The following is a 3,151-nucleotide window of genomic DNA, read 5'->3' as shown; positions in this document are numbered from 1 at the left end:
TCCTCGCTGATGGCCAGCGTCGCATCATCCACCGCGTCCGGCGCGTCGTTCACCGCCGCGATGGTGATCCGAACCGTGGCCGTGTCGCTCCCGCCCTGGCCATCCTGGATGGTGTAGCTCCACCCGTCCGTGCCGTGGTAGTCGGCGTTCGGGGTATAGGTGAGGGTGCCATTGGCATGGACCACCAGCGACCCATGCTCGGGCGTGCCGTAAGCGGTGATCGTGAGCGCGTCCGTGTCCAGGTCGGTATCGTTGCCGAGCAGATCCGAAGCGGCGAAGGTCAGGGACCCATCCTCGCTGATGGCCAGCGTCGCATCATCCACCGCGTCCGGCGCGTCGTTCACCGGTGTCACGTCCACGCTCAAGGTGGCCACCGTGCTCGAAAGCTCCCCATCGCTCACCGTGAAGCCAATGCCGGCATAACCCGTTCCCGACCCGTTGGCCACCGGGGAAAAGTGAAGCTGGCCATTCCCGATCTGTGCCGCCGTGACCGTCCCACCCTGAACGAGCGACTCGCCGGCATCCAGGCTGTCATCCTGGTTCGCATCCAGCCACAGGGTGCCCGCACCCGGCAGGGTGGTGATGGTCACCGCAGACAGCGTCTCTCCATCGATGTCGGCAAACCCGAAATCACGGACATGGAGGGTCAACCGCCCATCCTCGGCCAAGTTCAAAACCTTGTTCGCGGCGGTCGGCGCGTCGTTCACCGCCGTCACATCGACCTGAACCGTGGCGGTAGCCATGCCACCAATACCATCGGGCATGGTATAGCTGAAGGTGTCGATACCATGAAAATCGGCTGGAGCCGTATAACTCATCCCGCCATCCGCGGAAAGTTCAATCTTGCCGTGGGTGGGCTGGACGATACGTACGAGATCCAGGGCGGTGGTGCCCGTGATGCGGTCATTGGCGAGCAGAGCCTGGATGGTGAATGCGAACGACGCATCCTCGGCCACCTGCAACGCATCGTGCTTCAATTCCGAGGCAGAGGCAACCAGATCCCCATCCACTTCATCGAGCACTTCCAAAAGACCGGAAAGCTGCCCCTCTTCCAGATCCGTGAGTTCCTGGAGGGTGGATTTGAAGTGGGCCATGGCCTCAACCGCCGACAACAACCCCTCCTTGGGCGGCAGACCCGGATCGAACAGATCGGGATTGCTGACCAGGCTGATCAATTGGTTGTTGGAACCGAACTCCTCGATGGATGCGTTGATATCCACCGTGAGCCCCTTGGCGGCTTCCTGGGCCTGCTCGGAAATCTGGATGCCATTGTTCGGATTGCCGTCCGAGTCCAACGTTTGCAAGAGCCTGAGGATATTGACAATGGCATTGGAACTTTTGGCGGGGGCGAGATCCACGGGGGTCACATAGTTTTGCCCCTGGGAGCTGCCGAGCACGATATCGCCGATTCGGAACACCACGATATCGCCGGGTTTGTAGGCGTATCCACCCGAACTGGTGGTGATTCCGGTCACATTGCCCGCGGTATACGTCACGCCGCCAACCGGACTGTCCAGGAACACGCCGGTCTTGCTGGGCAAAGCCGGAGGCAAGACGGTCTCCGAACTGTTTTGCGTATCGAGCGTGATCAACCTGGGCCGATAGATCTCATCCTGTTGCGCGGTCGCGGCCATCCACCCGGCGTAACCATTCCCTTTGTCCCCATGGGAGTCGCCTTCGGCACTGGCGGTCCACCCCTGGCTGGTCAGAAAGAGGTCTCCGGTCGAGAGCGAGGACAGCTCTTTGTCCTTGGCCAGAAGAGGATCCTTGATCCCCTCGCCCGTGGCGCCATGCTGAGCCTGTCCCAAGGCGGTTTTATCCAGACCCGCGCCATCCGCGGCATGTTCCGGCTTGCCATCCGCCGCATGGCTCTTATCGGACGGATTGACCCCGTCGCTGCCCGCCCCCTTATCGTGGGACTTGTTGCCATCATCCTTGCGACCATCCCCACCATGATCCCGGATCATGTCGAAGTCGAGATTGTTTTTCAGATGGTTGAGAAAGGGCGTCGGAGGTCGGAAAATCGGGGTGGGCGCCGCCGCGCCAAAGGTGACGGAGGTGGCGGTTCCGGGTTCCAACAGGGTGACCGTCTCGCGACCCGCGGCGTCGGAGATGTCGAGAATACCGGAGGTATGCACCACCGTGGTGGAACCGTCCTCGGCGACCTCGCCGGACAACTCGCTCCCACGCACCCCGATCATGGCGGTCGGGGTTTTGATCAGGGAGTGCTGTCCAGGATGCTGAAACGCCAACTCCCCGCTCTGATAGCGGAAAATCCCCCGTGTGACGGTGGCTTCGAACGCGCCCTGCTTTTCAGCCGGGTCGAACTGATATTTATCGAGAACCGCCTGCGCCTGATTGCTCAGTTGGAACTCGGTGCCATCCACGAATCTGAACAGGACCGAGGCGCCTTTGTCGGTCTTGATGACATCCCTGGGGTGGACCGGGCTCCCTTCTTGAAGGGTACGGCTGACGCCATCGGGTCCGGTTGCGGTGACATGGCCCACCAGTTTGGTGCTGGTGCCGATGGTTGGCGCGGGTTCGGCATACATACTCGGTCCGGCGACCAGGGTAACGGGCTTGTCCGGACGCGTCAGGAGTTCCACGGTTTCGGCCTGCAACAGGGCACCGTTGGGAGCCTGAAGCGCCGGTCGCGCAGACTGGGTGAAATAATCCTCCAGCAGAACGCGCTCACCCGTCTCCTTCTGGATGAGCAGATGATCCCCTGTACGCACGAACTCCCCATGAAGCAGGAAATCGGCATCCGGTAACACCTTTGGAGGTGGTGAATTCAACAACGCCTGATTTTTACTCATGGCATACACTCCTTATCCATACATAACATTAAATCAATGCACGCATAATTATCATTTGCATACCATGCAATCATTCAATATCTCGAAAAATTGGCAAATATTGTAAAATCATTTATTTGTTCAACCTCATCGTGTGGATGTCCATCCCATCATTGCTGTGATAGAGTATATTTTATCAAATCTGTTTTGCAAACGATTTATGCTTCTTCAACCATTCCACGGCAACGTTCCAGGGTGTGGCGCGCATCGTCGAACGACGAAAGCTCGAGGCGGAACAGGCCTGTCAGGCGACATGAGAAACTGACCCCCTGGCGACACGAGGAATTGACCCCCTC

At 59.3% G+C, this 3,151-nt stretch carries 1 protein-coding gene; it reads right to left on the bottom strand.

Annotated features, from left to right (window positions below; genetic code table 11):
• Nucleotides 1-2,816: tandem-95 repeat protein (locus ACV4UY_RS16545; protein WP_491608656.1), on the bottom strand; the 2,816-nt coding region annotated here is incomplete at its 3' end.
• Nucleotides 2,817-3,151 lie beyond the last annotated feature (335 nt).

Source organism: Candidatus Magnetaquiglobus sp. (assembly GCF_058402785.1).
The sequence above is the reverse complement of the archived record's forward strand: the minus strand, read 5'-3'. Positions and strand labels throughout refer to the sequence as shown.